Annotated in this window: 24 protein-coding genes; 14 read left to right on the top strand and 10 right to left on the bottom strand. The window is 47.5% G+C overall.

Going from position 1 to position 23,509, the window contains the following annotated elements; translation table 11 throughout:
* Positions 1-57 precede the first annotated feature (57 nt).
* Genes IRJ25_RS10320 through IRJ25_RS10305 form a run of 4 tightly spaced genes read left to right on the top strand, consistent with a single transcriptional unit; the run spans position 58 to position 6,246 of the window.
* Positions 58-1,212, top strand: a complete 1,155-nt coding sequence (locus IRJ25_RS10320; RefSeq protein ID WP_015880913.1) for a glucose-1-phosphate adenylyltransferase — start codon at positions 58-60, stop codon at positions 1,210-1,212.
* Positions 1,145-2,347, top strand: coding sequence for a glucose-1-phosphate adenylyltransferase subunit GlgD (glgD, locus tag IRJ25_RS10315; RefSeq protein ID WP_269318229.1), 1,203 nt, complete (start codon positions 1,145-1,147; stop codon positions 2,345-2,347). The genes IRJ25_RS10320 and glgD overlap by 68 nt, the downstream gene beginning before the upstream one ends.
* Positions 2,348-2,357: 10 nt before the next feature.
* Positions 2,358-3,791, top strand: coding sequence for a glycogen synthase GlgA (gene glgA, locus IRJ25_RS10310; RefSeq protein WP_214782153.1), 1,434 nt, complete (start codon positions 2,358-2,360; stop codon positions 3,789-3,791).
* A 22-nt stretch (positions 3,792-3,813) separates the two neighbouring features.
* Positions 3,814-6,246, top strand: coding sequence for a glycogen/starch/alpha-glucan phosphorylase (locus tag IRJ25_RS10305; RefSeq protein ID WP_269318228.1), 2,433 nt, complete (start codon positions 3,814-3,816; stop codon positions 6,244-6,246).
* Positions 6,247-6,259: 13 nt separating this feature from the next.
* On the opposite strand, the gene IRJ25_RS10300 is transcribed toward IRJ25_RS10305, so the two are convergent.
* Complete coding sequence (locus IRJ25_RS10300) at positions 6,260-7,075, bottom strand: sulfurtransferase (protein WP_214782159.1); 816 nt, start codon at positions 7,073-7,075, stop codon at positions 6,260-6,262.
* Between the two features lie 100 nt (positions 7,076-7,175).
* Between IRJ25_RS10300 and IRJ25_RS10295 the strand changes: the two genes are divergently transcribed.
* From IRJ25_RS10295 to IRJ25_RS10285, 3 genes are all read left to right on the top strand, one after another.
* Positions 7,176-8,903, top strand: coding sequence for a phospho-sugar mutase (locus tag IRJ25_RS10295; RefSeq protein ID WP_214782161.1), 1,728 nt, complete (start codon positions 7,176-7,178; stop codon positions 8,901-8,903).
* Between the two features lie 126 nt (positions 8,904-9,029).
* Positions 9,030-9,788: a transporter substrate-binding domain-containing protein gene (locus tag IRJ25_RS10290; protein WP_078146406.1), complete on the top strand. Its 759-nt coding sequence runs from the start codon at positions 9,030-9,032 to the stop codon at positions 9,786-9,788.
* A complete protein-coding gene (locus tag IRJ25_RS10285) occupies positions 9,785-10,435 on the top strand; it encodes an amino acid ABC transporter permease (protein ID WP_159563603.1) in 651 nt (216 codons plus the stop codon). Before IRJ25_RS10290 ends, IRJ25_RS10285 begins: the two co-directional genes overlap by 4 nt.
* Before the next feature lie 42 nt (positions 10,436-10,477).
* Here IRJ25_RS10285 and IRJ25_RS10280 read toward each other — a convergent pair whose 3' ends face one another.
* Together IRJ25_RS10280 and IRJ25_RS10275 are read right to left on the bottom strand one after the other, a co-directional pair.
* Positions 10,478-11,575 (bottom strand): ABC transporter ATP-binding protein, encoded by a 1,098-nt coding sequence (locus IRJ25_RS10280; RefSeq protein ID WP_078146408.1) that lies wholly within the window; start codon positions 11,573-11,575, stop codon positions 10,478-10,480.
* A 104-nt stretch (positions 11,576-11,679) separates the two neighbouring features.
* On the bottom strand, positions 11,680-12,528 hold the full coding sequence (locus IRJ25_RS10275; protein ID WP_240499789.1) for a PucR family transcriptional regulator: 849 nt from the start codon (positions 12,526-12,528) through the stop codon (positions 11,680-11,682).
* A gap of 69 nt (positions 12,529-12,597) precedes the next feature.
* Between IRJ25_RS10275 and IRJ25_RS10270 the strand changes: the two genes are divergently transcribed.
* The 4 genes from IRJ25_RS10270 (at position 12,598) to IRJ25_RS10255 (ending at position 16,553) form a co-directional block, all read left to right on the top strand.
* Positions 12,598-13,689 carry a DUF445 domain-containing protein gene (locus IRJ25_RS10270; RefSeq protein ID WP_214783336.1) on the top strand — a complete coding sequence of 364 codons (1,092 nt, stop codon included), beginning with the start codon at positions 12,598-12,600 and terminating at the stop codon, positions 13,687-13,689.
* 34 nt (positions 13,690-13,723) lie between these two features.
* Positions 13,724-14,095 carry a YlbF family regulator gene (locus IRJ25_RS10265; protein ID WP_015880924.1) on the top strand — a complete coding sequence of 124 codons (372 nt, stop codon included), beginning with the start codon at positions 13,724-13,726 and terminating at the stop codon, positions 14,093-14,095.
* A 128-nt stretch (positions 14,096-14,223) separates the two neighbouring features.
* Positions 14,224-15,999, top strand: coding sequence for an SLC13 family permease (locus IRJ25_RS10260; RefSeq protein WP_269318227.1), 1,776 nt, complete (start codon positions 14,224-14,226; stop codon positions 15,997-15,999).
* 62 nt (positions 16,000-16,061) lie between these two features.
* Positions 16,062-16,553: a hypothetical protein gene (locus IRJ25_RS10255; RefSeq protein WP_214782170.1), complete on the top strand. Its 492-nt coding sequence runs from the start codon at positions 16,062-16,064 to the stop codon at positions 16,551-16,553.
* A 39-nt stretch (positions 16,554-16,592) separates the two neighbouring features.
* Here the strand turns inward: IRJ25_RS10255 and IRJ25_RS10250 are convergent, their stop codons facing one another.
* The 3 genes from IRJ25_RS10250 to IRJ25_RS10240 are packed head-to-tail and all read right to left on the bottom strand — an operon-like array spanning position 16,593 to position 18,902.
* Complete coding sequence (locus tag IRJ25_RS10250; protein ID WP_269318226.1) at positions 16,593-16,811, bottom strand: YhzD family protein; 219 nt, start codon at positions 16,809-16,811, stop codon at positions 16,593-16,595.
* A gap of 39 nt (positions 16,812-16,850) precedes the next feature.
* On the bottom strand, positions 16,851-17,942 hold the full coding sequence (gene dinB / locus IRJ25_RS10245) for a DNA polymerase IV (RefSeq protein WP_214685812.1): 1,092 nt from the start codon (positions 17,940-17,942) through the stop codon (positions 16,851-16,853).
* A 36-nt stretch (positions 17,943-17,978) separates the two neighbouring features.
* Positions 17,979-18,902: a magnesium transporter CorA family protein gene (locus IRJ25_RS10240; RefSeq protein ID WP_159563610.1), complete on the bottom strand. Its 924-nt coding sequence runs from the start codon at positions 18,900-18,902 to the stop codon at positions 17,979-17,981.
* A gap of 81 nt (positions 18,903-18,983) precedes the next feature.
* On the opposite strand from IRJ25_RS10240, the gene IRJ25_RS10235 reads away from it, so the two are divergent.
* Entirely contained in the window at positions 18,984-19,943 is a 960-nt protein-coding gene (locus IRJ25_RS10235) for an HD domain-containing protein (RefSeq protein WP_074037677.1), read from the top strand.
* Positions 19,944-19,994: 51 nt separating this feature from the next.
* Here the strand turns inward: IRJ25_RS10235 and IRJ25_RS10230 are convergent, their stop codons facing one another.
* Positions 19,995-20,996 (bottom strand): peptidylprolyl isomerase, encoded by a 1,002-nt coding sequence (locus IRJ25_RS10230; RefSeq protein WP_214782186.1) that lies wholly within the window; start codon positions 20,994-20,996, stop codon positions 19,995-19,997.
* Positions 20,997-21,149: 153 nt separating this feature from the next.
* Here IRJ25_RS10230 and IRJ25_RS10225 point away from each other — a divergent pair, with 153 nt between their 5' ends.
* Entirely contained in the window at positions 21,150-21,488 is a 339-nt protein-coding gene (locus IRJ25_RS10225; RefSeq protein ID WP_235189241.1) for a DUF1878 family protein, read from the top strand.
* On the opposite strand, the gene IRJ25_RS10220 is transcribed toward IRJ25_RS10225, so the two are convergent.
* On the bottom strand, positions 21,472-22,035 hold the full coding sequence (locus IRJ25_RS10220; RefSeq protein WP_015880933.1) for an HTH-type transcriptional regulator Hpr: 564 nt from the start codon (positions 22,033-22,035) through the stop codon (positions 21,472-21,474). The genes IRJ25_RS10225 and IRJ25_RS10220 overlap by 17 nt on opposite strands.
* Positions 22,036-22,096: 61 nt before the next feature.
* Positions 22,097-22,453: a hypothetical protein gene (locus IRJ25_RS10215; RefSeq protein WP_031421186.1), complete on the bottom strand. Its 357-nt coding sequence runs from the start codon at positions 22,451-22,453 to the stop codon at positions 22,097-22,099.
* Positions 22,454-22,621: 168 nt separating this feature from the next.
* Here IRJ25_RS10215 and IRJ25_RS10210 point away from each other — a divergent pair, with 168 nt between their 5' ends.
* Positions 22,622-22,957: a hypothetical protein gene (locus IRJ25_RS10210; RefSeq protein ID WP_074037675.1), complete on the top strand. Its 336-nt coding sequence runs from the start codon at positions 22,622-22,624 to the stop codon at positions 22,955-22,957.
* Positions 22,958-22,989: 32 nt separating this feature from the next.
* On the opposite strand, the gene IRJ25_RS10205 is transcribed toward IRJ25_RS10210, so the two are convergent.
* Positions 22,990-23,418 (bottom strand): HIT family protein, encoded by a 429-nt coding sequence (locus tag IRJ25_RS10205; RefSeq protein WP_015880936.1) that lies wholly within the window; start codon positions 23,416-23,418, stop codon positions 22,990-22,992.
* Between the last annotated feature and the right edge of the window lie 91 nt (positions 23,419-23,509).

The following is a 23,509-nucleotide window of genomic DNA, read 5'->3' as shown; positions in this document are numbered from 1 at the left end:
AGGGCGAAAAAGGGTAAAAGAGGTTGTATATCACGATTTTGAGGAGGCTTATTATTTATGAAGCAAGAAATGGTTGCGATGCTCCTTGCGGGAGGAGAAGGAAAGCGATTGGGGCCTCTCACGCGAAAAACGGCGAAACCGGCCGTGAATTTCGGCGGAAAGTACCGCATTATCGATTTCCCATTGTCAAACTGCACGAACTCGGGAATTACAACAGTCGGGGTATTAACGCAATATGAGCCACTTGAATTGAATCGTTACTTAGGAATCGGGACGGCATGGGATTTAGATCGTCGCAACGGGGGGTTAGCCATTCTCCCACCTTACCAAGCACAGTCGGGGAAAAACTGGTACGAGGGGACGGCCAATGCAATCTATCGTAACTTGAGCTATATCGATGATTACGATCCAGATTATGTGTTGATTCTTTCGGGAGACCACATCTATAAAATGGACTACGAGAAAATGCTCGAAGCCCATAAAGAAAAACAAGCCGATGTGACCATCTCTGTCATGGAAGTGCCGTGGGACGAAGCGCCGCGTTTCGGAATTTTGAACACAGCGGATGACCTCCGTATCAATGAGTTCGAAGAGAAGCCAGAAGAACCGAAGAGCAACTTGGCTTCGATGGGGATTTATATCTTCAACTGGAGCGTCTTGCGCGAACATTTGATTAAAGATGCTGAAGACGAAACGTCTAGCTTTGACTTCGGGAAGAATATCATTCCGAACACGCTTCTTCAAGGACTCGACGTCTTCGCTTATAAATTCAAAGGCTATTGGAAAGACGTCGGTACGATCCAGTCTCTTTGGGAAGCGAATATGGACCTCTTGGAAGAAGAGCCTCCATTCGATTTATATGACCCGGAGTGGAAAATCTATTCGGTCAACCCGAACCAGACTCCTCAGTATATTGGAAAAGACGCTTGTGTCGAACAGTCTGTGATTAACGAAGGGTGTCATATCGAAGGTGAAGTCCAACATTCAGTGCTATTTTACGATGTCCGTGTTGGAGAAGGTTCACTCGTTAAAGACTCGGTGATTATGCCAGGAGCTAGAATCGGGAAGGATGTAACAATTCACAGAGCCATTGTCGCTAGCTGTGCAGTCATTGAAGACGGCGCGACAGTAGGTGAGCCGGGTGGTGAAATCGTTGTTATTGAACCACACGAAAACATTGAAAGTGGAACCGTCTTCAAACAAAGAGTTTGATACGAGTAAAGAGACACGCAAGGAGGCGTTACTGTTGACGAACGATTTATTAGGGGTCATTAACTTAGGAACGGAACAAGGTCTGTTTCCGGAATTTACTGGACATCGTAATCTGGCATCAGTCCCATTCTCAGGACGCTATCGCCTGATAGACTTCACCTTGACGAATATGATCACACAAAATATTAATCAAGTCGGGATCTTTACGTTAGATAAGTATCGCTCATTGATGGATCATCTCGGTTCAGGGAAAGAGTGGGATTTGGACCGTTCGCAAGGCGGTCTCCACATCTTCCCACCAGCGTTGAAACCGGACGGAGAAGCGTATCTTGGCGACTTGGCCAACTTCTCGATGCACCGTGAACACTTCATTCGCAGCAAGCAGCCGTATGTGGTCATCACAGGTTCGAATGTATTGACGACGATTGACTACAACGACATGCTCGCACATCATAAATCGATGGGCGCGGACATCACGCTTGCCTATACGACCCATGAACAGAAATGTGGCTATTGCCGTCCGATACGCCTTGGGGAGAATGACCGCGTCATCGGCATCTCTGAGCGCGGATTCTCACCGGATGATGAGTACACATACACAGAAACGATCATTATGTCGAAGAATCTCTTCATGCGTCTCGTTGATGAAGCGACCTCTAAAGGCGAATATGACCTGTTGGATGGCGTCATTCGTCCCCAGCTTCATCGTTTACACGTGCACGGGTACCATTATGTCGGGAAAATGCAGGTCATTCACTCGGTGCTTTCTTACTATAATGAAAGCATGCGATTACTCCGTGGCGAAGGCATCATTTATGACTTCCCGCATATCTACACGAAAATCAAACATGAGCCACCGACTCGTTATTTGAAAGGATCAAAGGTAAACGAGGCGCTCGTGGCAAATGGATGTAAGATTCATGGCGAGGTGCAAAATAGTATTCTCTTCCGTGGTGTTGAAGTCAGTAAACACGCACGCGTGAAAAACTCAATCATTTCATCAAAATCGATCATTGAAGAAGGAGCTGTCGTTGAAAACGCGATTTTGGATAAAGAAGTTGTTGTAAAACGAGGACAGGTCATCCGAGGCACAATCGACGAACCGATTGTCATCGCGAAACGAACAGTGGTATGAGGAGGATTTTATGAAAATTTGGTATGTTGCTTCAGAAGCGGCACCGTTCATGAAAACGGGGGGGCTGGCCGACGTTGTCGGTTCGCTCCCTCAAGCGGTGGCGGGCCTAGGAGAAGAAGTCAGTGTTGTCATGCCGAAATATGGCTCGATCGCTGAAGAGTATGTGGACGAGATGGAGTATTTATTCGACCTGATTGTTCCGGTCGGGTGGCGCAAACAGTTCGGGGCAGTCTTGAAGTTAGAGCGGGACGGCATCACGTATTACTTCATCGACAACGAGTATTACTTTAAACGTGACGGTGTCTTATATGGACACTTTGATGATGCTGAACGATTCGCCTTCTTCTCTCGCGCTGTACTCGAAATGATTGGGAAGATGGAAGACGTACCCGATGTCCTGCATTGTCATGACTGGCAGACAGGTATTTTACCGGCCTTCTTACGAATCCATTATCAACATATTGAAGCGTATCAACGCATTCGCACTGTGTATACCATCCATAACCTACAATACCAGGGGATTTTCCCAGAAGAGATTCTTGGAGAATTGCTACAGTTCGGTCCTGAACATTTCACGGCCGAAGGAATTCAACATAACGGTCTCGTCAATTACATGAAAGCCGGCATCGTCCATTCCGATCAAATCACGACCGTCAGCCCGTCGTATCGCGACGAAATCATGGAACCCTATTACGGTGAAGGCTTAGACGGGGCGTTGCGTCATCGAGCAGTCGACGTGCGTGGCATTTTAAACGGGATTGATTTGGCGACAAACGATCCGAGTACGGATCAGCGAATCGCAGAGACGTACAATCTAGACACCTATAAACAAGGAAAAGTTGTCAACAAACGGGCGTTACAAGAGCGACTTGGGCTTGAAGTACGTGACGATGTCATGCTCATCGGTTTTGTCAGCCGACTCGTTGACCAAAAGGGGCTCGATTTAATCAACGGTGTCCGTGAAGAACTTGGACAGCTCCCTTGCCAGTTCGCGTTCCTCGGTTCGGGACAACCGGAATATGAAGGAATCGTTCACGAGATGACAGCCGCTCACCCGGGGAAAGTCGGGTCATATATCGGTTTTGACATCGAACTCGCACACTTGATTTATGCGGGATCGGATGCCTTTTTAATGCCGTCACGTTTTGAGCCTTGTGGTCTCAGTCAATTGATCTCCATGCGATATGGCACCTTGCCGATCGTACGTGAGACAGGTGGACTCCGGGATACCGTGAAGCCGTACAACGAGTTCACGCAAGAAGGGACCGGTTTTGGATTCATGAACTACAATGCTCATGAGATGTTGGCGACGATTGAAAAAGCGATTCGTGTCTTCTATGAAAAGGAAAACTGGCATGCCCTCGTCCATCAAGCGATGACCGCGGACTATAGCTGGAAACAATCCGCCAAGCAATATCGTGAGTTATATCATTTATTCGCATGAGTGGAAGGAGCTAACTTGATTTATGTTCACAGATAAACAAAGCTTTGTCGACGCATTTAAAGAACGGTTCATTGCATTGAACGGGAAGTCGATCGAGGATGGGACAGAGCAGGAAGTGTATCAAACATTGGCAACGATGGTACGCGAGCAGGCCATGCCCAAATGGATTCACACGCGCGACCGTCAAGAAGAAAAACACAGTAAGCAAGTCATCTATTTCTCGCTAGAATTTTTATTAGGTCGCTTCTTATACAACAACTTGCTCAGTTTAGACGTATTGGAGCTCGTTAGAGACGGACTGCAAGATCTCGGATACGACTTCACAGACATTACCGAGTTGGAACCAGAGCCGGGTCTTGGGAATGGAGGGCTCGGGCGCCTGGCCGCCTGCTTCCTCGATTCGTTGGCTGCACTCAGTTTACCTGGGCATGGAAACGGGATCCGCTATCGTTATGGACTCTTCAAACAGAAAATTGTAGACGGCTATCAAGTCGAGTTGCCGGATAACTGGCTCCGTGACGGGAACATGTGGGAAACGAGACGTCAGGATAAAGCGATCGAGATTAATTTCGGTGGCTGGATTGAGATGAAACAAATCGGAGATCGATTGCGTGTCGTCCATCATCCAGACGAGGTTGTTCTTGCCGTTCCGTATGATATGCCGATTATCGGTTATAAGAATGATGTCGTGAATACGTTACGTCTTTGGAACGCCGAATCACCACTTGACGACGAGGCGTATTTAGAGAAGACGAAAGGGACGTATAAAGACTTGTTGAAACATAAACAGTCGATTGCTACAATTTCGGAATTCTTGTATCCAGATGATACGACGTATGAAGGAAAAGTATTACGTTTGAAACAACAATACTTTTTTGTATCTGCAGGCATTCAATCGATGCTTGTTTCCTATTTGAAGCGAAATAAATCACTTAAGCAGTTAGGCGACCATTACGCGATTCATATCAATGATACGCATCCGGTCGTCGCAATCCCTGAATTGATGCGCATCTTGATGGATGAGCATGGATACGGTTGGGACGAGGCGTGGCGGATTACGAAGAGCGTCATGTCGTTCACGAACCATACGCTACTCGCAGAAGCGCTTGAGAAATGGCCGGTCGAGATGTACCAACGCCTCCTGCCGCGCGTGTATCAAATCATCGAAGAAATCAATCGACGTTTCTGTCGAGACGTACTCGTCAACTATCCGCACCTCGAATCCCATATGGGAGAGATTGCAATTGTGTCAAACGAACAGATCAATATGGCCAATCTCGCTGTCGTCGGTTCTCATTCAACGAACGGCGTAGCGCAAATTCATACGGATATTTTAAAACAGCGCGAGATGCGTTACTTATATGAGATGTTCCCGCTTCGCTTCAACAACAAGACGAACGGGATCACACACCGTCGCTGGCTCTTGAAGTCGAACCCGGGATTATCCGACGCTATTACGGAAGCAATCGGCCCGTCATGGATTGAACATCCGAACGACTTGGAAAAGTTGATGGATGTTTCGAAAGACCGGAGCTTCCAAGAAAAAGTCATGGACGTGAAGCAACAAAACAAATTGGACTTAGCGGCATACATTCAAGAAGAAACGGGAGAGACAGTAGACCCTCATTCCATCTTTGACGTACAAGTCAAACGCTTGCACGCCTATAAGCGACAATTGCTGAATGCCCTTCACATCCATGCGCTTTACTTGAAGATTCAAGCGGACCCGACGTTTACGATGGTGCCTCGCACGTTTATCTTTGGCGCCAAGGCGGCACCGGGATACTACTATGCGAAAGAGATCATTCGCTATATCAATGCCCTTGCCACGCTCATCAATAAGGACAAGCGGGCGAGTCAATTCATTAAAGTCATCTTCCTTGAAAACTATCGTGTCTCCATGGCCGAACGGATTTTCCCAGGGTCTGACTTGAGCGAACAAATCTCGACTGCGAGCTATGAAGCATCCGGTACCGGAAACATGAAATTCATGATGAACGGAGCCTTGACGATTGGAACGTTAGACGGGGCCAATATCGAAATTCGTGACGCCGTCGGTGATGATCACATCTTTATCTTTGGATTATCTCCGCAAGAAGTCATGAACTATAAGAAGTTCGGAGGCTATCATGCGGCAGAGATGTATCACGCACATAAGGAAATCAAAGATGTGGTCGATGGTCTTGTCAACGGAACGTTCGATAAAGTGGGCGAATATCAATTCCAATCCATCTTCGATTCTCTCCTCGTCTATAACGATGACTTCCTCGTCTTGAAAGACTTTGTCTCGTATATGCGGGCACAGCGACGAGTCGATGAGGTGTTCAGTGACCAATCACGTTGGGCTGAAAGCTCAATCGTCAATACGGCGAAGTCAGGAATCTTCTCGAGTGACCGTACCATCACGGAATACGCAAACGCGGTCTGGAATATCAAACCGACGAGCGTAAAATAAAAAGGATCCACCCTTAGGGGTGGACCTCGTTTTCTGGATAGCTGATCCAATCGGAATAGGATCCCGGATAGAGTCGGACATCATCTTTTCCGAGAGCGTGAAGCGCCAAAATATTGACGCAGGCGGTCACACCGCTACCACAGTAAAAGATGGGGTTCTCAACGGGAAGAACATCTTTATACAGTTCTTTTAAGTCGTGGAAGTCTTCTAACGTCCCGAGTTCTGTGATGGCCTCGGCATAGGAGCAGAGCAATGCGTTCGGAATATGACCTGCTTTTGAGTCGATTGGTTCATGTGACCCGTTGAAGCGATCTTCGGTTCGTGAATCATAGAGTGAGCCGCTCGCAGCAGCTTTCACTTCATCGAGTGTCGCAATCATATGGTCTTGGAAGTCTGGCGTATAGTCGCTTGTCGGATAGTGTGGAACGTCCGTAGTGGTCTCACCGCAATAAGTGATGCCAGATTGGATACCGCCTTCTAACACAACGACCCGTTCGTGACCGGCCCATTTGAAGAGCCACCATGCACGGGCTGCGAATGGGAAGCCGTCATCGTAAATGATGACCAAATCTTCTTTTTTCAAGCCGATGCGACGAAGTGTTGTCGTCCATGCTTCTTTCGAAGGGAGCGGATGCCGTCCGCCGTGTTCGCCGAGCGGACCGGACAAGTCTTCCATCAAATCGAGAAAGACAGCGTTCGGAAGATGTCCCTTTCGGTAGACATATTTACCATAGGACGCGTCGTTTAGCGAATATCGGCAATCGATGAAACGAATCGAGTTCGTATGCACGATTTGTTTTAATTCTTGGGCACGCATTGTTGGAAACATTAATATCACCTCGAGGTTTCGTTACTCTCATCGTATACAAGATGGAAGCAATTGGCGAGTACTTCGATTGAATTTTTTGAGGGTGAAAGGGGAATGAATCATGACATGGCAACAAACGTATGACCGTTGGAATCAATTCGAAGGGCTCGAGCCGCATTTACGTGCGGAACTTGAAGAACTCGCAAAAAATGAAACCACATTAGAAGATGCATTTTATAAGACGCTCGAGTTTGGAACAGGCGGGATGCGTGGAGAAATCGGACCAGGTGCGAACCGGATGAACGTCTATACGATTCGAAAAGCGTCACAAGGATTTGCTGATTTTATCTCAGCATCAGGGGAAGAGGCGAAACGTCACGGCGTCGTCATCGCCCATGACTCACGTCATTTTTCGCCTGAGTTTGCATTAGAAGCGGCGCGGACATTGGCATCAAACGGAATCAAGACGTATTTGTTCCCAAGTTTACGTGCCACACCTGAACTGTCGTTTGCCGTTCGTCATTTAAATGCGTTCGGTGGCATCGTGATCACGGCGAGCCACAACCCGCCGGAATATAATGGGTTCAAGGTATATGGGGCAGACGGGGGACAGCTGCCACCGGCGGAAGCGGATGAACTCGTGACGTATGTCAATGCGATTGAAGACGAGCTGAAAATTGAGATTGAAGATGAAGCAGCGCTCCGACAGACGGGGCTACTCCTCACCGTCGACTCATCAGTCGATGAAGCCTATATGGAGGCACTTCAGTCGATTCGAATCCACCGTGACATACAGGACAGCCCCCTCCGGATTGTCTATTCGCCACTCCACGGGACGGGACGCCGTCCGGTCATGGAAGGGCTGAAGGCGTATGGATTTGAGCACGTGACCATCGTAGAAGAGCAGGCAGAGCCAGACGGTGCGTTCCCGACGGTCAGTTATCCGAACCCGGAAGAAAAGGCTGCATTTAAATTAGCAATGGAATACGGGGACCGGGTCGAGGCTGATTTGCTCATGGCGACGGACCCGGATGCGGACCGTGTCGGCTTAACCGTGCGCGGGCGTGACGGGGAATGGTTCGTCTTGACTGGGAACCAGACAGGTGCGCTCCTGATGGAATACATCCTCTCACAAAAGAGTGAGACAGGTACGTTGCCTTCGAATGGATTTGTCGCCAAGACGATTGTCACATCTGAACTCGGTGCCGCGATTGCAAAAGCGTACGGCGTACATCTCGAAAATACGTTGACTGGATTCAAGTTCATCGGTGAGAAGATCAAACAATATGAAGAATCAGGCGAATATGAATTCCTCTTTGGGTATGAAGAAAGCTACGGCTATTTGATTGGAGACTTCTGCCGTGATAAAGATGCCGTTCAGGCTTGTTTACTCGCAGCCGAGATGGCAGCTTATCATAAACAGCACGGTCGGACGCTTTATGATGCGTTACAGTCGATTTACGAGAAGTATGGATTCTACGAAGAGTCCTTGCAGTCGATGACGTTAAAAGGAAAAGCTGGTCTCGAGCAAATCGGACGTATGATGGAGGCGTTTCGTGCCAATCCTCCAAAAGAAGTCGGTGGATATGAGGTCGTTCGTTTTGAAGACTATAAGAAACAAGTGGCGACCGATTTACAGTCCGGTAAATCGGAAACGATTGAATTGCCATCATCAAACGTCTTGAAATTCGTCTTTGCGGACGGTTCGTGGTTCTGTCTTCGTCCATCTGGAACCGAGCCGAAAATCAAGTTTTATTTCAGTGTGCATGCGGATCGTGCCGAGAAGACGACAGCAAAACGTGAAGCGATTGAAGCGGATGTTATGAACCAAGCGAAAGCGATTGATTGATAAGGAACATCACTCTAGAAATAGGGTGATGTTTTTTGTTTGACATGAAGACATCGCGCCAGTATGATGAGGATATTGTTTAAAACCGTGTAATCATATAAGGATTATAGGAAAGGCGGAATTATTATGAAAAAGACATTAACGAGCGTACTCGCAATCGGAGCTTCAGTCGGGCTTCTCGCAGCATGCGGTAACGAAACAGACAGCGGAGCGGACGAAGCGGTCATCACGGTCGGAACAGAAGCGACATACCCACCATTCACGTACAAAGAAAAAGGTGAATTGACTGGATATGACATCGACGTCTTGAACGAAGCGGCAGAACGTGCCGGTTATAAAGTGGAATACGAAGCAATGGACTTCAAAGGACTTGTCCCGGCACTCGACGCTGAACGCATCGACATGATTGCTAACCAAATGAGCATCACAAAGGAACGTAAAGAGAACTATGCATTCTCTGACCCGTACGCGGTGTCAGGAGCTCAAGTCATCGTTGGTTCAGACAACAATGACATCCAAGGGATCGACGATCTTGACGGAAAAGTAGTCGGATCGACACAAGGTTCTGCTTATGCACAAATGGCTGAAGAAGCTGGCGCTGAAGTGAAATTCTACAAAGGGGCGAACCAAGTCCTTCAAGACCTCGAAGTGGGTCGTTTGGACGCTGCCCTCAACGACCGTCTCTTCATCTTGACGGAACTTGAAAAAACAGGTTATGACGTCAAAGCAGTCGGTGATATCTTCAACACAAGTGAAGCTGGATTCATGACACGTCAAGATAGCGACGTGCTTGACAAGTTGAACGACGCGCTCACAGAGATGAAAGAAGACGGCACGATGAAAGAAATCGGTGAGAAGTACTTCGGTGAGGATATCAGTCAATGAATGAACTGATCACGACCGTCATAGAGAACCGCTCGGCCTATCTTGAAGCCATCCAGCTCACGTTGATCGCCAGTGCCCTGTCGATTCTTCTCGCCTTGGCGCTCGGTCTGATCATCGCTTTACTTCATAGTAGTCCGATTAAAATCGTACGGTTGTTCACACGGACGTACATTTCGTTCTTCCGTGGAACACCGCTCTTACTTCAATTGTTGATTTTATATGTCGGGCTCACCGGGTTCGTTCAACTCAGTGGGATGCAGTCGCTCATCTTTGGATTAGGCTTCCACTTTGCAGCCTATATCTCAGAAGCGTTCCGAGCAGCCATCAACTCGGTCGACAAAGGACAAGTGGAGGCAAGTGTCGCACTCGGCATTCCGAAAATGAAACGTTTCAAAGACATCATTTTCCCACAGGCACTCTCACGTGCCATCCCACCTGTCTCGAACTCGGTCATCGACATCATCAAGTCGACATCCCTCGGGACGGTCATCGCGGTTCAGGAGTTGACGTACGTGTCTGACCAGATTGCGGCCACGACGTATTTGGTCATGCCGTTGCTCTTGTTCTCAGCGTCGATTTACTGGATTTTATCGACCTTGATCCAAGCCGGTCAACACAAACTCGAACAGCGCTACGCAATTCGATAAGAAAAAACCTCGATTCAGACGAATCGAGGTTTTTTGTATGCTTTAACGGATGACTGCTTCAGTTTCTCCGTCGAAGAAGTGTGCTTTTGTCATATCGAGTGCGAGTTCGACATCGTCACCCATGTGGATGTTCGAGCGACCGTCAACGCGTGCTGTGAACTGTTGTCCACCGAGTTCAGCGTAGAGGTAAGACTCAGACCCCATGAGCTCAGCGACATCGATGTGCGCTTTGAACGTGTGTGTCGTTGGTGAGTCGATGTAGATTGGCTCATCGTGGATTGATTCCGGACGAATTCCGAGGACGAGCTCTTTTCCGACATAGCCACGATCACGAAGCGTCTTCATTTTCCCTTCTGGTACGTTGACTTCTTCACCGTTCGTGATGAATTTGCCTTCTGCGAGTGTACCGCGGAAGAAGTTCATCGATGGTGAACCGATGAAGCCGGCGACGAAGATGTTGTCTGGATGATCATATACTTCTTTCGGCGAACCGACTTGTTGAATGATTCCGTCTTTCAAGATGACGATCCGTGTAGCGAGTGTCATCGCTTCCGTTTGGTCATGGGTAACGTAAATCGTCGTTGTGTCCAAGCGGTTGTGGAGTTGAATGATCTCTTTACGCATTTGTACACGGAGTTTCGCATCCAAGTTTGAGAGTGGCTCATCCATCAAGAAGACTTTTGCGTCACGGACGATCGCACGACCGATGGCAACACGCTGACGTTGTCCACCTGAGAGCGCTTTTGGTTTACGCTCGAGGTATTCTTCCAAACCGAGAATGCGGGCAGCGTCTTTTACGCGACGATCAATCTCGTCTTTTGGGAACTTACGGAGCTTCAACCCGAACGCCATGTTGTCGTAGACGCTCATGTGCGGATAAAGTGCGTAGTTTTGGAAGACCATGGCGATATCACGATCTTTAGGAGCGACATCGTTCATTCGTTTCCCGTCAATGAGAAAGTCACCGTTTGAAATCTCTTCAAGTCCTGCGATCATACGAAGTGTCGTCGATTTTCCGCAACCAGACGGTCCGACAAAGACGATGAACTCACGGTCTTTGATATGCAAGTTGAAATCGCTGACGGCCTTTACGCCACCATCGTAAATTTTATCAATGTGTTCTAAACGAATTTCTGCCATGTCGTTAGCCTCCTAAAGAATCTATGTGTATATAATAGCGCTTACAAGAATGATTATATGATGAAACCGTTTGCATTGAATATGGACAAGTTGCACAAAAACCGTTAATCGGATTTGTGCAACATGACCATGAGTTGAAGGAGGCTAGCGTCATAGAACGTTCGAGCATCGTAACCGGTCGTCTCAAACAGGCGATCGAGCCGATAATTTAGCGTGTTTCGATGCATGAACAGTGCTTTGGCGGTATGGGAGACATTTAACGAGTGACGAAACAACGCCTCTAATAGTTCGATCGTCGACAAATCGAGCATTTGCATCAGCGGCGCAGTGAGGTGCATCCGCTCTTTTGAGTCCTGTTGTAGTAAATAATGGTATAATAATTGACTAGCAGGGTAAGTTTTAGTAGACATACGTGCGTATGGCATGAGCAATTGATGTTGACGATACACATGGGCAAGCGAACCTTGTGGACGTTCACTATAGACAGCATATGCCTCGATGAAACAGTCACTCGCAATGGCGCGCAATACGTCCTCAAACTCCTGAAGATCGACGAATGGGCTTTGCTCAATTAGCTCGATATGTCGTGTCGACATCAAGATGACCTCGGCATGCGGCATAAAGTCACGGACGATATTGACGAAGGATTCGAACGATTCTTCTTCTGCTTCTTGGAGAGAAAGAGAGATGAGCCGAAACGGTTGCTCAAAACGAAACGTCTCATCTTGAAGTGTTGCTTGCCATTTTCGTTGATGGGGGTCTGATTGAAGGATTGGCGTCGCCCACATCGCCAACAGCTTTTGTTCGCGTTCGCTCAATTCGAACGCGGGGAGTCCGAATAGGGTACCATCTTGCGTCTCGAACCAATCAAGGTCACCAGATGCATCTTCCGACCGATGGACAGCAGTCGGAAAAATCGATTTAATACGATCAAACGTATTCAATACTATCACCTCAACAACAATGTATCATATTTCAGATCGGAGGCTTGCAGTTTGGACGGGTTATTAAAGATTTTACTCATGATATTGATTGGGGCGACCATCGGGGGCGTGACCAACTTTCTCGCCATCAAGATGTTGTTCCGACCACATGAACCGAAATACATCGGTTCATTCCGGATTCCTTTTACACCAGGACTCATTCCGAAACGTCGAGATGAACTGGCATCTAGTCTAGGGAAGACGGTCGTCAAACACTTATTGACACCAGAGGGTATGCGGAAGCGATTGCTAGATGACCAAGTGACGACGCATATTACGCACTTTGCGCAACAAGAGGTTCAGACGATGTTACGCTCGGATAAGACGGTTCGCGAGCTATTGGAACCCCTCTATCCGAACGCAGAGGCACGATTCCTCACGCTAGCAGATGACAAATTACGTGACGAGCTATCGAACGTCATGGCTGAAGTGAAAGAACGAAAGCTGTTTGAGTTACTTGGAGAAGAAGGGATGGACCGTGTACGAGTGGTCATTCCTGAAATCGTGGAGGCGCTTCTCGTCAAATCAGAGGAATATTTCTATTCTCCTGAAGGTGAGGCGCAACTTCGTCACATGGTTGACTCGTTCGTCCAGCGTCGTCTCGGATTTATCGCAGGGTTCATTCAAAACATGAACTTTGTCGAGATGGTTCGACCAGAAATCGTCAACATCTTACGTGGTCAATCGACCCGTGACGGAATGACGACGATGATTACGCGTGAATTTGAGCGATTCAGTGAGAAGACGGTCGATACACTGATCGATGATCGACTAGAAGCACGACTCATCGATGGCATCACAGACCAAGTCGTATCTCGTTTGCCAATCGGACAATTATTGGATCGTCCGATATCGTCGTATACACAGTCCGTCGAATCCCGCATTGTCGACGAACTCGTTCCACAAGGTGTCACGCTTGTCATTGAGCGCTTCACGAACCAAATGGAGACGATCATGGACCGATTGAAGATTGATAAGATTGTGCAAGAGCAGGTCCAATCACTCGACACGTCGTACCTCGAAGAGATCGTCTTATCGATCTCGAAACGAGAGTTCCGGGCAATAACATGGCTTGGTGCGCTGTTAGGTGGTATGATTGGGTTGATTCAAGGGTTGATTGCCATCTTGTGATGGCTAACCCTAATAGCATTTAGGAGGACGTTACATGTCACAAACAAACTTGTACGACCAAGCTTACCAATTGGAGAAAGCACTTCGCGATTCTGAAGAGTTCACAACACTCTCTTCTTTATACGATCGTGTCAATGCGGATGCGGAAGCGAACCAGTTGTTCGCTGACTTCCGTAACATCCAAATGACGCTTCAACAAAAGCAGATGCAAGGAGAGGAAATCTCTGAGCAGGAAATGATGGATGCGCAAACGAAAATGATGAACGTTCAACAGAACGAATTGATCATGGAGCTCATGCAAGAAGAGCAACGCATGCACCAACTCGTCACAGAAGTGACGAAAATCATCATGAAACCACTTGAGGAGCTTTATGCCCCGATGGTGAACGAAAACGAAGTTCAATAACAAATGATGTGCGGATGGCTTTAGAGCCATCCGTTTTTTTGTTGATGAGATTGTCACACGCTTTAAGTAAGCGCTTACATAAAGTGGGTTATAATGAAATTGTGACAATAGCGAAAGGGTGAATCAGCATGATCACGGTGATAATCCTTTTAGGGATGATTTTCTTTTTCATAGCAGGATGGTTACGGGCGGACTTAGTGGCATTGATTGGACTCGTTTGCCTCGTGCTCACACAACAATTGACCCCAGGTGAGGCGATGGCTGGTTTCTCCAATCCGGTCGTCTTGATGATTGCTGGACTGTTCGTGGTCGGAGCGGGATTGTTTCATTCTGGTCTGGCGGAACGGTTGGCTTCTTTGCTTGTTCCATACGCGGGAGGGAATGCGACGCGTTTATTCTATCTGTTTATGTTGACGGTGACGCTCTTGTCGAGTGTCATGTCCAATACGGGTACCGTCGCCTTGCTCATTCCCGTTGTGATGGTAATGGCACGAAAAATCCAACAGTCTACGGATTCTTATCTCATGCCACTCGCCTTTTTTTCTAGCATCGGTGGAACGATGACACTGATTGGGACTCCTCCCAATCTTGTTGCGGCAGAAGCGCTCCGTGGCCTCGTAGATGAACCGCTCGGATTCTTTTCATTGTTTCCAATTGGTCTGGTCGTGATGGTGATCGGACTGATTTATTTCCGGCTAATCGGGAACCGCTTACTCGATCAAGGTGGGGCGAAACAGTGGTCGAAAACGGAGGTGAGTGAGCCATTGCGTCCAAACGTCTATGTGATGTCGATTGCAAAGAGTCATCCGTTAATTGGGAAACAGTTACGTGACCTTCCATGGTCTCATGAAGGGGTTATAGTCTTGAAGGAACGAGTTCATGGACGACACCATCATGAGACGGCTCATGCGGACACCGTACTACGTCCGGGGGAATTACTTGTCAGCGGCGAGGAACGGCACGTTCGGAACTTTTCCGAAAAAGAACAGATTCCATTTGAACCGATTGAGGCCACCCGTGTAGATGATCAAACCGGAGGGGTTCTCCTGTTCACGGTCCCAGGGGGGAGTCGACTAATCGGGAAGCGGATCAGTGAGAGTCAGTTACGTAATCAGTTTCATGTCAATGTCTTAAAAGTCATCCGACCACAAGAAGAGATTGCACACGTGCGATTGAAAGACACCCCACTGAAACAAGGGGACATGTTGATGGTACAAGGGACATGGGATGATTTAGAGCGGATGGAACGAGAGACACATGACCTGTTATCAAATGAACGGGTGGCCGAGGTGGCCAATCGAGTCGTATCCGGGCGTCATCAGCTCGCAGCAGGCATCATCATGCTCACGTTGTTGCTCCTGTTCATGTTCGAATGGGTCGACCCGACCGTTGCCGTATGGATGGCTGCGCTAGCGATGGTGTTGAGTGGAGCTGTCCGACAGATGGACGTCGCCTATCAATCCATTCAATGGTCCTCGCTCGTCTTGATTGCGGCCATGATCCCGGTAGGAACGGCGCTTGAAAAGGCGGGAATCATGGGATGGGTCGTTGCATGGATTGAAAGGACGTTTGCCGACTTTGGTCCCACTTGGGTACTCGTCGTCTTATTCGTCTCCACCATGATTCTTAGTCAAATCATCTCGAATACAGCAACCGCTATTTTGTTCGTCCCCCTTGCGATTGCACTCGCCGAATCGATGACTGTCAGTCCGGTTCCATTCGTCGTTGCGGTCGCCATCTCGGCATCACTCGCTTTTATGACCCCGTTCGGATCTCCGACAAATGCGATGGTCTTTAGTATCGGCAACTATCGGTTCATGGATTTTATCAAAGTCGGTGTGCCGTTGCAACTCATCACGGGAATTATAGGAATTCTGATGATTCTCTTCCTCTTCCCATTTTGAATAGGATTTTTTGGGACAAGTATCGAAAATAGAGGAATCAGCAGATGAAAGGGGGGACGATGATGAAAAAATGGATGATTGTATTCTTCTGCCTGTTTCTTGTTGCGTGTGGGAAAGAGATGGAAACTGAATCAGAACCGGAGATGACGGAGAACGGGCAGGTGGCCGAAGCGTATCTCGAGGAACAACAGTACCCGATTGTCTCTTATGAAGGCGAGCATACGAGTACCTTGACCTTAGAGGAACTGGCAGAGGATCGTGAACGGAACGTTTGGGGACTACAACCGGTATCACCGGATGAATACGTCGGTAAGTCCATCTACTACGAAAACTTTACGGTGAAAGATCACCCGATTGGTGAGCAATCTCCTGCAGGACAGACTGCTGTCTCGGTAATGATTGTGGATGGAAAGGTCATCGGCGGGACATCATTCCCCGTGACAGACGGATCAGGTTCAGGGAACGGATATAGTTTGAGCGGAGAATCGCTTGAGGATATTCACCCCGATCTTCAAGAATGGCAGGATGCGTGGAATAAAAAATATGGTGAATGAAAAGTAGACCAAGACAATCATTGTCCTGGTCTACTTTTGTTAAGATGCCGTCCCTTTCAGTTTCCCCGGTAATTTGCAACGCTCGAAGTAGATGAGTTGTCCCCGTCGTACGATACGCGCCCCTTTATGCTCATGTCCAGCAGCACGAAGCATGCCGAGCCCTTGTTGTTTGGCCGACTGATCGTCGCTCGCTTCGAACATTTCATTCAATACGAGCGTGCCATCATTTTCAAATCCTGTCACCGTGTATGTTTCCATTCACACGACCCCCTTTTCTTCATTTTAATGAATGGTCATTCATTCTTCAAGAGAAGGTTTTGTCAGTTCGTCGAATGTCAGCTGTCGTGTCGATTCAGTTCGGGGGATCAAATCGGATACGGTCAGTCCGATCAAACGGACGGGCTCGGTGACGTTCATCTCGTCGAAAAGACGTCTGGCAAGTCGTCTAATCTCATCGTGGTCATGCGTCGGGTGGTTTAATTTGATTTGATGACTCCGAGCCTGAAACTCGCTCGTCTTTATTTTGATGGTGACCGTTTGACAGCTCAAGTCGCGGCGATCGAGCTGACGCAATACGTCCTCCATCTCCGGAATGACCCGTTCGAACACTTCTTCCGGGTCATCGATATCAAATGCGAACGTCGTTTCTGATCCAATCGACTTACGCTCCCGCGTGGCCACGACAGGACGCGTATCGCGTCCATGTGCCAGTTCATACAGTTGTTGCCCACGATCGTGTCCAAAGATGGCTTTCAGTTGCTCAGGACGAGTTTGTTGAAGGTCACCGATCGTATGATAACCACTTTTATAAAGCGTTTGGGCGGTCACTTTTCCGACGCCATGCATGGCTTCGATGGAGAGGGGAGCCAGAAAGGTTGCCACTTCATCGAGCGGAACGACCGTGAGTCCATTTGGTTTCTCAAATCCTGAAGCGATTTTCGCGACAAACTTTGACGGTGCGACTCCGGCAGATGCGGTGAGGCCGGTGCGACGCTTAATCTCGCCTAATATATACCGGGCGATAAAGGGTCCGGATGTACTCAATAACGAATTCTCCGTCACATCGAGGTAAGCCTCATCGAGCGAGAGTGGTTCGACGAGCGGTGTGACCGACTTAAAAATCTCCATCACTTGTGCGCTGACTTGTCGATAGGCCTGAAACCGTGGTTTGACAAACGTCGCATGGGGACACAAGGCAAAAGCGCGACGTGATGACATCGCGCTGTGTACGCCGTATTTCCTCGCCTCATAGGAACATGTCGCGACGACCCCGCGGCTGTGGGGAGGACCTCCGACGATGACGGGCTTTCCTCGTAAGTTAGGACGGTCACGCTGTTCGACAGAGGCATAAAATGCGTCCATGTCCACATGAATGATGAGTCGTTCCATAACATCACCTTTCTTGTGTGAATCACTTTTCTTTCATTATACCGAACTTTTGTTCGTTTTTTGAGATTTTTGTTTTGACCGATGTTTCGTTGAAGTCGTCTGATTCGGAAACTGTAGCAATGACCCGATCCAATTCTTCCGTTTCAGCCACACTTGGATGATGAGCGTGAAGAGAAGAATCATGAGCCAGGCGAATCCATATCCAAGCGGCCATTCCAGTTCAGGCATGTTTTTAAAGTTCATTCCCCAAACCGCACCGAATGCAACGACGGGAGTCGTCAGCGCCGTGAAGACGGTTAGCGCCTTCATGATTTCGTTCCCTCGGAAGTTTGACAGGGTGGAGGCGAGGTCTGTCATCGCAATCACGTCTTCTTGATAATGATTGATGAGTGTCAGCAATCGACTGACTCGATAATCGGCAAGCTGATACGACTTCAACTGCTGCAAATCGATCGTTAAAAAAGCTTCTCGTCCCGCCATGACAAGCTCCTTATATGGAGTGACCGTATCCGACCACCGTTCAATCTCACTGCGAAGACCAAAAATCTCATTCATGAACGTAGCGGGAACTTGTCCCGTCATTTCACGTTGAGCTGCCATCAAACGTTCTTCAAACTCATCGATACCGTGAAAGTAGTTGTTCATCCGTTCGGCAAGCAACTCATAAAACGCCTCGATTGGAGAATCGCATTGTTTGGCGAAAACGGACTCATGGTGCAAATCATCAAAGCCGATTGTCCATAAAAAATCAGGTCCAATGAAGTAATGTCCAATTTTTTGTGGTTCCCGTTCTAACTGTTCATAGTCGAGTGTGAGTGAACCATACATATATCCATTCTCGACGACAATCTTCGTCACATTTGAGGTCGTCAATTGTTCAAGCCAATACGTATAGGCTTGAGCATATAGCTGATCAACATGAATATAATCTTCCGGTCGTGTATACCAATCCCATTCCATCATCCATTCCTCCAATTCACTATATTGATAGTATTCCCAAATTGTCAGGAATGTTGGCATCTGTCTCAAACTTTCGTTAAGATGAAGGTACTGAACAAGAGAGAGGTGCTTTCATTGACGACAAAAATCGGTCAGCTCAAAGTGGGCGACACGCTAGACCAATATGTCATGATCAAACAATCGTATAAGGGACTTGCCGGGAACGGGAAACCTTATTTAACATTAATCCTTTGCGACGAGAGTGGTGAAATCGAAACGAAATTATGGGATAGTGCCGATACCGAGAAGTATGCGACGAAAAAAATCGTCCATGCGGCCGGGGAAGTGATGGACTATCGGGGGCGCACCCAGTTGAAACTAAAACAAATTTCAATCATCGAGCAGGAAATAGACATCGCACCGTACGTCCGATCGGCTCCGATTCCGAAGTCAGAGCTCGAGACGACGATTCGTGGATTCATCACGTCACTTCAACACGATGAGATTCGCCGTCTTGTCGAGGAAGTCGTCAATCGTCATGAAGAGGCATACTTTACGTATCCGGCTGCCGTTCGACATCATCACGCGGTCTATTCGGGACTGGCATTTCATGTGATGTCGATGTTGAAGCTCGCGGATACGATGTGTGAACTGTATCCATCCTTGAATCGTGATCTTTTGATTGCGGGTGTGATTTTGCATGATTTGGCGAAAGTCATCGAATTGTCTGATGCGATTACGCCAGAATACACACTCGAAGGAAAATTACTCGGTCATTTGTCACTTATGGCATCGGAACTTGAAGTTGTGTCACGGGAACTTGGAACGGACCGCGAAGTGACGACCTTGTTGCAACATCTCGTCTTAAGCCATCACGGGAAGCCGGAATGGGGATCTGCGAATGCGCCACAGTTGCCTGAAGCGGAGATGTTATTCTTCATTGATAATATTGATGCGCGCATGAACATGTTTGAGAAAGCGTATGAAGGGGTCGAGCCGGGGACATTCACGGAGCGTGTCATGGCACTCGATAACCGTGCCTTCTATCGCCCGAATCTATAATAGATGATCAACGAAAAAGGGGCACTCCAGCAATGGAGTACCCCTTTGTGATTACTGTTCAGTTGATTCTGCTGCAGGTTCTTCTGAAGATTCGTCTGCGTTTTTAATCGCTTCTTTAACAGCGTCAAATTGTTGTTCTGCTTTTGCATCTTTTACGTCAACGTTGTATTTTTCAATCAACTCAGCGTAAATTTTGTTCGCATCGACAGAAGCTGATTTTTCAGCTGCCAATTCTTCACGAATACGATCTTTCTCGTCTTCGAGTTTCAAGTCTTTCTCTTTACGGTCTGTCACTTTGATGACATGGAAACCGAACTGAGATTGAACCGGTTCAGAGATTTTACCAACGACATCTTCTTTGAATGCGTACTCTTCGAATTCAGGTACCATCTTACCAGCAGAGAAGAAACCGAGTTCTCCACCTTGTTCTCCTGAACCAGTATCCGTTGATTTTTCTTTCGCAAGTTCAGCGAAGTCTGCACCGTCATTCAACTCTTTGATGATGTCTTGTGCCTCTTCTTCAGTTTCAACGAGGATGTGGCTAGCTTCCACTTCCACGTTCTCTTTTGCGAATTGTGCTTCGATTTCTTCATCGGTCACATCGACAAGTTTCGATTTCGCAGCGTCAACGAGCATCTGTCCGCGAAGCGCTTCTTTAAACTCTTCCGTACCGCTCATACCGGCTTGTTGAATCGCTTGTTCGAACTCTTCTTCTGAGTTGAACTGTTCTTTTGTCTTGCTGAACTCTTCATCTACTTTTTCTTGGTCGACTTGGTCACCGTATTCTTTTTCAAGAAGTGCATTCATCGTCTCTTGGAATGCGAGTTGTGGCACCATGCGGTCGTAGCTCATATCCGTGATTTCACCGCGTGTGATTTCGCCGCCTTTGTATGTGACGACTGCTGAATTATCTGACTCTCCGCCGCCTGCGTTCGTTGCCGCATACGTACCGCCAGCACCGATGATGAGTGCGATTGCAGATGCACCGACGAGTGCGCCAGTTGAGAATTTTTTATCTTGCTTTTTTGGTTCGTTCGTCATTCCGTTTGACATGTATTCCACCCCTAATAATTCTTTAAAGTTTCTAAGTCCGACTATATCACATTTTCCTAATCATGACAGCTGTTCTCTTGTCTGTACAGTATCATAGCACACAATCCTGTCGTATAATGATGAAATAGAATGTGAAATGATGGGGTGAGGGAAGTGTCACTAGAGGAGAAGGTCGAGCATTTAGCCTATCAGATGAAGATCTTACTCGAGATTGTCGATTGGACAGACCGTCCGTTCGAATATGAGGTGATTCGAGCGAATTTGACGAAACAAGAAGTCGAGTCATTTTATCAATTGCTTGAGGAGATTCGGGCACAGCAAAACGAGCAATTGCGCTACGGATATACGTCCATAGAACCATTGCTCGTCCATTTTGCAGGTATGTTAGATGTGAGACTTGACGTCAAAACGATTCTTGAGGCATGTGTCCGACAAGGAATCGAGTTAGACGTCACAGAACCACTTTATCGGCAGGTCAGGCTTCTTGACTGAGTTCATCCTCATCAGGGCGTCTGCCTGCCTCTTCTGTGATCATTTTTGACGTTTCCGCAAAGATATCCATAAAGTTATCCCCGTATAAGCGACGTACGATAGCCGTCATATCTGTTAAGTCGGGGAACTTTCCATATAGTTCTTGAAGCGGGAGGGAAGCGCGGAATACGCCGTTCCCTTCTGGGTCGAATGCATGAATCGTTTCGAGTAGTAATGACTCGCCTTCAGGTGTCAATTGAACGTACGTGTTTCGTTTGTCCGTCTCTTTTTTAGAAAACGTAAGTAATCCACGATCTTCTAACTTCTTCGAGAAGTTGAAAGCAGTCGAGACGTGCATGACGCCATATTTTGCGATTTCTGAAATCGATGCACCGCCTAAAGCGTGAGCAATCCATAAGATGTGATGTTCATTGATATTTAAGTCGAACGGTTTGATCCAGTTTTGCCAGTCTTTTTCGACGGTTTTCCACAAAGCCTTACTCAATTGAATGATTTTGTGGCTATAGAGCATGGCCTCAGGGCCAGTGAATTCTTTTTCGTGTTCCATCTCGATCCATCCTTTCCGGATAAAAAGTCAAATGTAATCGACGGACGATGACCTCAAACACTCACTGTGTTTGATTGACGGTTTTGTCAGTCATAGCAGACTGTACGTTCGAGAGTTCCTGAAGGTTCCCTTGGATGCGCTCGACTGAAGGCTGAATGTCTTGTTGATAGCGTTCGACTTCGGCTTTCACTTGGTCAGTCAATTCTTTTCCTTGCAGTTTTCCTGCGGCGGCAACCTGCGATGCATGTTTCGCCACATTCCCAAATTGTTCTTTTAGCGTAGTGATTGTAGATGCTCGATGTTGTTGAGCAGCGGCATCATTTGCAGTTCCTCGCGCCAGTTTCTTTACCGTGGCGACTCCTAAAAATGCTAAAACAAAGCCGAAAACAATCCAATCTCGACGTTGGCGACTCGACAATTCATTCCCCTCCTCAAGCTCGGATAATCAGAATTACATTCTTTTCATATTATTTTACCAAAAAAGAGTGATTAAAAACCTATATCGCAAATAAAATTTTTCAGAACATTCATTTTTGACCGAAAAATCATTTTATTTTAAAATACAGGTAAAGGAAGGTGATCCTCAGTGGAGAAAGCGAAGCGTTGGGTAGATGACATGCTTGACCTGTATCTCGCTGCGAAACGACTGGGAGATGACACTTGGGCCGAATCCATTATGAATACACTAGAGGCGGGATACGAGGCGTCGAAGCAAACGGAACAGGCACGTGAAGAATCGATGCGAGAAAAGCGGATGCTTGAAATAGATGCCCGTCTAACGAAATTACGAAAAGAATTTGAACAAGCGACATCTGTCAAGACGCGTCAACAGCTATACGAAGTGGCAATTAAGCTTCAGGTCGAGCGGGCGCAACTAGAAGAGGAACGAAAACGCCATCGTGACTCAATTAATCAATCATAAAAGAGACCCGTCGATGACGGGTCTCTGTCTGTTTATACGTGGGCATGAATGTTCGATGCAAGGGTAGTGAGTTCTTCTGACGTGAAGGCGTCATTTTGCGTGATCCACTTCGCGCCGAATCCATCCTCGTGTCCAAAGCGCGGAATCAAATGGATATGGAAGTGATACACCGTTTGTCCGGCAACTTCTTCGGCATTCGATAAGACGTTCATTCCGATGGCACCCGTTTCACGTTGAATCGCTTTGGCGATGGTTGGGACGCGTTTGAAGACATCTGCTGCCACGTCTTCTGGCAATTCATATACGTTTTTCGCATGATGTTTTGGGATGACGAGCGTATGTCCTTTCGTCACTTGAGAGAGGTCGAGGAAAGCGACGACCGCTTCGTCTTCATATACCCGATAAGATGGGATTTCTTGTTTCGCGATTTTACAAAAGATACAGGTCGGATCTGTGTGCATCTTCATTCCTCCATTCTTAAATGTCGTTTCTGTTCCATCATAACACGGAAGTTCGGGCGCAAGAACGATAGGAAGCGAGATGGATTCCCTC

The organism is Exiguobacterium sp. KJ 601, assembly GCF_027161185.1.
Taxonomy (GTDB): domain Bacteria; phylum Bacillota; class Bacilli; order Exiguobacteriales; family Exiguobacteriaceae; genus Exiguobacterium; species Exiguobacterium profundum.
Note: the sequence above shows the minus strand (reverse complement) of the source record. Positions and strands in the feature narration are given on the sequence as shown.

What these genes read in the sequence shown, in the direction of transcription:
- IRJ25_RS10320 (WP_015880913.1), top strand. Translation starts at nt 58, where the DNA reads ATGAAGCAAGAAATGGTTGCGATGCTCCTTGCGGGAGGAGAAGGAAAG.
- glgA (WP_214782153.1), top strand. Translation starts at nt 2,358, where the DNA reads ATGAAAATTTGGTATGTTGCTTCAGAAGCGGCACCGTTCATGAAAACG.
- IRJ25_RS10305 (WP_269318228.1), top strand. Translation starts at nt 3,814, where the DNA reads ATGTTCACAGATAAACAAAGCTTTGTCGACGCATTTAAAGAACGGTTC.
- IRJ25_RS10300 (WP_214782159.1), bottom strand. Translation starts at nt 7,075, where the DNA reads ATGTTTCCAACAATGCGTGCCCAAGAATTAAAACAAATCGTGCATACG.
- IRJ25_RS10295 (WP_214782161.1), top strand. Translation starts at nt 7,176, where the DNA reads ATGACATGGCAACAAACGTATGACCGTTGGAATCAATTCGAAGGGCTC.
- IRJ25_RS10290 (WP_078146406.1), top strand. Translation starts at nt 9,030, where the DNA reads ATGAAAAAGACATTAACGAGCGTACTCGCAATCGGAGCTTCAGTCGGG.
- IRJ25_RS10285 (WP_159563603.1), top strand. Translation starts at nt 9,785, where the DNA reads ATGAATGAACTGATCACGACCGTCATAGAGAACCGCTCGGCCTATCTT.
- IRJ25_RS10280 (WP_078146408.1), bottom strand. Translation starts at nt 11,575, where the DNA reads ATGGCAGAAATTCGTTTAGAACACATTGATAAAATTTACGATGGTGGC.
- IRJ25_RS10270 (WP_214783336.1), top strand. Translation starts at nt 12,598, where the DNA reads ATGATATTGATTGGGGCGACCATCGGGGGCGTGACCAACTTTCTCGCC.
- IRJ25_RS10265 (WP_015880924.1), top strand. Translation starts at nt 13,724, where the DNA reads ATGTCACAAACAAACTTGTACGACCAAGCTTACCAATTGGAGAAAGCA.
- IRJ25_RS10260 (WP_269318227.1), top strand. Translation starts at nt 14,224, where the DNA reads ATGATCACGGTGATAATCCTTTTAGGGATGATTTTCTTTTTCATAGCA.
- IRJ25_RS10255 (WP_214782170.1), top strand. Translation starts at nt 16,062, where the DNA reads ATGAAAAAATGGATGATTGTATTCTTCTGCCTGTTTCTTGTTGCGTGT.
- IRJ25_RS10250 (WP_269318226.1), bottom strand. Translation starts at nt 16,811, where the DNA reads ATGGAAACATACACGGTGACAGGATTTGAAAATGATGGCACGCTCGTA.
- dinB (WP_214685812.1), bottom strand. Translation starts at nt 17,942, where the DNA reads ATGGAACGACTCATCATTCATGTGGACATGGACGCATTTTATGCCTCT.
- IRJ25_RS10240 (WP_159563610.1), bottom strand. Translation starts at nt 18,902, where the DNA reads ATGGAATGGGATTGGTATACACGACCGGAAGATTATATTCATGTTGAT.
- IRJ25_RS10235 (WP_074037677.1), top strand. Translation starts at nt 18,984, where the DNA reads ATGAAGGTACTGAACAAGAGAGAGGTGCTTTCATTGACGACAAAAATC.
- IRJ25_RS10230 (WP_214782186.1), bottom strand. Translation starts at nt 20,996, where the DNA reads ATGTCAAACGGAATGACGAACGAACCAAAAAAGCAAGATAAAAAATTC.
- IRJ25_RS10220 (WP_015880933.1), bottom strand. Translation starts at nt 22,035, where the DNA reads ATGGAACACGAAAAAGAATTCACTGGCCCTGAGGCCATGCTCTATAGC.
- IRJ25_RS10205 (WP_015880936.1), bottom strand. Translation starts at nt 23,418, where the DNA reads ATGCACACAGATCCGACCTGTATCTTTTGTAAAATCGCGAAACAAGAA.